Below are 4834 nucleotides of genomic sequence, written 5' to 3'. Positions count from 1 at the left end.
AACACGTTTACTGCGAATGGCCGCTGGCGGCGGGCAGCGCCGATGCCGGCCGTTTCCTCACAAACGCCACGGCGGCCGGTGTCCGGCACGCCGTCGGGTTGCAGACTCGGCACCATCCAGCGATCCGGCACCTTCGCGATCTCATCGCGGAGGGCTGGGCCGGCGACATTCTGTCGGCCTCCCTCACGTACTCGCTGTCCACCCCGCCGACCTGGCCGAAAAGCCACGCACCGATGATCGGAACACCCAACCTCAGCCGCCTTGTCGTCGTCGGCGGCCACGCGCTGGACCTGTTCCCTCAGGTCGTCGGTGGTTTCGCGGAGCTTTCCGCCACTCTCGCGGCCCGGCTGCCCGTCGCGGTCATCGCCGAGACCGGTGAGCGTCTTCCCCTCTCGACACCGGACCAGATCGTGGTCACCGGCAGCCTGACCTCGGGCGCCGCGGCCTCGGTGCACATCACCACCGGAAGCCCGGCGGGCTCGGGGTACCGCTTCGAGGTTCACGGCACCGCCGGGCGGCTGCTCATGGTGGCTGCGGACGACTCGCTCGTCGGGCCTGATCTCACCCTCTATGGGAGCCAGTCACAGGCCCGGCTGCGGCCGATCCCGCTCCCGTCGAGGTACCTGCACGCCCCGCCGGACGAACCGGTGGCGGTCCGCAACGTACGCCAGGTCTACGGCGACCTCGCCGAGGCCATTCGCTCCGGCGGCCCGGTCGAGCCCGACTTCGCGAGCGGGCTGCGGGTCCATCAGTTGCTGGACACGATCGAACTCGCCGCGACCTCGGGGCGACGCCAAGTCGTGGGTTGATCCCTTCCAGCTTGACGGGCCGCCGGCGCCCGACCCGGGAGCGACACGCCCGCGGATCCAGCGATCCAGAACGCACGGCGATGCGGCCGTGTTCACCGCTCACTATCGTTGAAGTAACCAGCTCGCACGCTGTTAGCATCCGCCGTGGGCCGGAGTCGCCGCTTTATACCGTCGATTCATACCGTCAGCGGAGGTTTACTCATGAGCGATATTGTTGTTTTCGGTGCGGGCGGGCGCGCCGGCCGACGTGTGGTGGCAGAGGCCGTGAGTCGCGGTGAGAATGTCACCGCCGTCGTCCGGGATCCAGTTCGGCACGCGGATCTGGCCAGCGAGAACGTGCGGATCGTCGTCGGGGACGTGACCGATCCGAAAAGCGTCGCGGCAGTGGCCGAAGGGCACCGGGCAGCGGTAGCCACGCTCTATCGGAGCGACGTTCCGGCCGATGAGTACTACAGTGCGATCGCCCGCGCGCTCATCGAAGACCTGGGGCAGGCTGGAGTGCCCCGGCTGGTTGTGCTCGGTATCGGAACCCTGCTGGAAAGTTCACCCGGAGTTCGGTTCATGGATCAGCCCGAGTTCCCACCGGACTATCTCCCGTTCAACGACGGGCGGGCGCTGGAGCTGAACATTCTGCGCGAGTCCGGTGGCGACCTCGACTGGGTGGTCGTCGTAGCACCCCCTAGCCCGCTCGACAACGAGACTCCGAGGACCGGCCGCTACCAGTTCACCGGAACGCGGCTGCTGCCCTACGACAATGGTGACGGTCCGCGCTTCGATTTCCCGTACAACGCGAAGGGCCCGTTGTTCACCTTCACCGATCTCGCGGTGGCCCTGGTCGACGAGGCGCTGGCCCCCCGCCACCACCGGGAGCTCGTCGGAGTGTCGCACTGAGCGGACGCCGCGCGCGCCCTGGCGGAGTCTGGTTCCCACACCCGCGGTGTCGTGAGGACGTCCGGCGTGACGCGACCCCGCGTCGCGACGCGGGGTCGCGTCACGCCTTCTGAACTCCAAGGAAAGCGAGCATGACGGATACTCAAGAGGCCGTTGCGCCCACGGCTGTCACCGAAATGCCGCGGGCGGGCCGGATGCTCGCGCTCGCCCTGATCTCGGCGGCCCAACTAATGATCACGCTGGACTCGACGATCGTGTCGGTCGCGATGCCGTCGGCGCAGCAGTCGGTCGATCTGAGCAACGCTGGGCGGCAGTGGGTCCTCACCGCCTACACCCTGGCTTTCGGAAGCCTGCTCCTGCTGGGCGGTCGGATCGGGGATCTCATCGGCCGCAAGCGGGCGATGCTGATCGGCGTGCTCGGCTTCGCGCTCTCGTCCGCGCTGGGCGGAGCGGCGGCGAACGCCGAGATGCTCATCCTCGCCCGTGCCCTGCAGGGCACCTTCGCGGCCCTGATCGCCCCCTCCACGCTGTCGTTGGTGGCGGTCACCTTCCAGGACACGCGTGAGCGGACGAAGGCGCTGAGTATCTACACGGCGACCATGATGACCGGGGCCGCGCTCGGGCTGGTCCTCGGGGGAATTCTCACGACCTATCTGGGGTGGCGGTGGTGCCTCTACGTCAACGTGCCGGTCGCCATAGCCGTGCTGCTCGGCGGCATGCGCGTGGTGCCGGCGACCCCGCCCCAACCAGGCGAGCGGCTCGACGTACCGGGGGCGGTCACCGCCGTGGCGGGAATGGTCGCGCTCGTCTACGGTCTCGGGGAGGCCGGCAGCCGCGGCTGGAGCTCGCCGACCATCATCGGGTCCCTCGCCGCCGGCGTCGTTCTCCTGGGAGCGTTCCTCGTCATTCAGACGAGATCGCGTACGCCGCTGCTGCCCCTGCGCGTCCTGACGAAGCCCAGCAGCGGGTTCTCTTTCCTCGCCTTCATGATCTCTGCCTTCTGCACCTACGGAATGCTCCTGGGCATGACCTACCAGTTCCAGGTCGTCATGCACTATTCGCCGCTCCGGGCCGGGCTCGCCTTCATCAGTTACGTCGGGACGGCGGTCCTCTACACCACCCAGGTCTCACGCCGGCTGGTCACCCGGGTGCGACCCGGGCTCGCGATCTGCGGCGGGCTGACCATCTTCGCGATCGCCCTGCTTTGGCTGGCCCAGCTCAGCCCCGACTCGTCCTATGTGGATCTGCTGCCCTCCCTGGTGCTCTTCGGTGTCGGCGTCGGCACCGTCACTGTCCCGGCCATCTCGGCGGTGGTGGCCGTGAACGAGACCCGGGACCAGAGCATCGTGTCCGCCGTCGTCAACACCGCGCAGCAGGCGGGCGCCTCCATCGGCGCCGCGCTCCTCAACACCATCTCTATCGGCGTCGCGTCGTCCTACCTGACGAGCCACAGCGGTGTGCGTTCCGGGCTGCATGCCGCGGTCCACGGCTTCGCCGCGTCGTCGGTGGTGAGCGCCGCCGTGGCGGGAGTGGGCGCTGTCATCGCCGCGGTGGCCATCCGGGTCGATCTGCGACCAAAGGAGGAAGTCGCCGAGACACCCGCCTGATCCGGGCTCGGCCGGGAACAGTTCGGACCGCACTACCAGGAACATCGGACCGCACCATCAGGAAGCCGCCGGCAACGGAGCAGTGCGTGAGCGGCGGTCGCCCCGTTCCGGTGGCGACCGCCGCTCACGCGCCTGGTTCAGCCGACAGCGACCAGCTCGCGATGGTAGCGGGGGCTCTCGACCTCATCGACCAGGGCGACCGCCAGATCCGCGTAGGAGAAAGCCGGCGTGCCCTCTTCGGCGGGAAGTACCTGGATGCCGCCGATGCGGTACTTGCCGGTACGCTCCGCCCCGGCGTCGAGGACGGCCGGTGGCGGGGTGAGAATCACCCAGTCGAACCGGCTGTCACTCTCCTGGAAGATCCCAAGCTCGACGGCGTGGCCGACCGAGAAGTTCCGGCCGGCCTCCGGGAAGCCGGGCGTGTCGTGCACAGCGACGCCCGGCGACACCTCCAGGGTGCTGCCGACGCCGACCGCCACCAGCCTGGCCACTCCGACCTTGGCCAGGCCCGCCACCAGGGCGCGCGCGGCGTCGCCGTAGAACTCGTCGGCCGGAACATCGGCCCGGAACACCGTGGAGATCACGGCATCGTGCCCGGCGGACACCGAGGCGACGCTGTCGCTGTCGGTCACATCACCCTGGACGACCTTCGTCGCGATCGTGGCGAGATCTTCATACTTCTTCGGGTCACGCACGACCGCGGTAACCGAATGACCGCGTGAAACGGCTTCGGCGACGACCCGTCGCCCTGCATTTCCCCCGGCTCCGAAAACGACAATACTGCTCATCGCGCACCTTTCACTTCCAGGAAGTGGCGTATGCTCTCCAGCCGCGCCGAAGGCTAGCAGTCGATGCCTCAGTTACTGCAAAGATAGCGCGGTACTCTTGAACCATGTGCGATGTCGTCGAGCCCCTCGATCCGGGCATGTTCTCGGACTGTAGCCCGGTCACGTTGCCGATGCGGATGAGCAACAAGTGGGCACCAAAGATCCTCATGTGCCTGAAGGACGGCCGTCGGCGGTTCACCGAGCTGCAGAGCGTGCTGGTGAGTGTGACCCCGAAGGTGCTCGCCGAGTCGTTGCGATCCATGGAACGGGACGGGATGGTTCTGCGGACGGCCTATCCCGGGGTGCCACCTCGCGTCGAGTACGAGCTGACCGAACTGGGTCGCACCCTGCTGGAGCCCCTGCGCGCCTGGTGCGGCTGGACGGAGGCGCACCTGCCGGAGCTCGTGGAGGCACGGGAGGAATACGAGCGGCGTCACCGCTGAGCGCGACGAGGGCGAGGGCGAGGAGGTCCGAGGGCGCGTCCGGCGGGTTAGAGCGTGTCTCACGTCGAGCGTGGGAGCTTCTTCCAGCAGGTGATCGCGGCAGCCAGGCAGAGGAACCCGAGGAAGTTGTAGCCGGGCGGGGTCAAACGGTTGTAGCGACGCCTCGATAGGATGATCGTGTTGGCGTCGAGGGACTGGATGGTGGATGGGCCGGCGGGAGCAGTTGACCATCGAGGAGCGGGAGCTGATTTCCCTGG

6 protein-coding genes are annotated in these 4834 nt (G+C 68.0%); 4 read left to right on the top strand and 2 right to left on the bottom strand.

The genetic code is table 11. The features are described from left to right. The 3 genes from AC08OP_RS20895 to AC08OP_RS20885 form a co-directional block, all read left to right on the top strand. On the top strand, window positions 1-809 hold an 809-nt coding region (locus tag AC08OP_RS20895), incomplete at its 5' end, for a Gfo/Idh/MocA family protein (protein ID WP_476615732.1). Between the two features lie 201 nt (window positions 810-1010). Continuing rightward, window positions 1011-1700 carry an NAD(P)-dependent oxidoreductase gene (locus AC08OP_RS20890; protein WP_476615731.1) on the top strand — a complete coding sequence of 230 codons (690 nt, stop codon included), beginning with the start codon at window positions 1011-1013 and terminating at the stop codon, window positions 1698-1700. Window positions 1701-1831: 131 nt separating this feature from the next. Then, on the top strand, window positions 1832-3307 hold the full coding sequence (locus AC08OP_RS20885; RefSeq protein ID WP_476615730.1) for an MFS transporter: 1476 nt from the start codon (window positions 1832-1834) through the stop codon (window positions 3305-3307). Between the two features lie 137 nt (window positions 3308-3444). On the opposite strand, the gene AC08OP_RS20880 is transcribed toward AC08OP_RS20885, so the two are convergent. Continuing rightward, on the bottom strand, window positions 3445-4095 hold the full coding sequence (locus tag AC08OP_RS20880) for an NAD(P)-dependent oxidoreductase (protein WP_476615729.1): 651 nt from the start codon (window positions 4093-4095) through the stop codon (window positions 3445-3447). A 104-nt stretch (window positions 4096-4199) separates the two neighbouring features. Between AC08OP_RS20880 and AC08OP_RS20875 the strand changes: the two genes are divergently transcribed. Then, window positions 4200-4577 carry a winged helix-turn-helix transcriptional regulator gene (locus tag AC08OP_RS20875; protein WP_476615728.1) on the top strand — a complete coding sequence of 126 codons (378 nt, stop codon included), beginning with the start codon at window positions 4200-4202 and terminating at the stop codon, window positions 4575-4577. A 59-nt stretch (window positions 4578-4636) separates the two neighbouring features. On the opposite strand, the gene AC08OP_RS20870 is transcribed toward AC08OP_RS20875, so the two are convergent. Then, window positions 4637-4834 (bottom strand): hypothetical protein (locus AC08OP_RS20870; protein WP_476615727.1); only part of this gene is annotated, 198 nt, incomplete at its 5' end.

Source organism: Frankia sp. CeRuru1 (assembly GCF_977966315.1).
The sequence above is the reverse complement of the archived record's forward strand: the minus strand, read 5'-3'. Positions and strand labels throughout refer to the sequence as shown.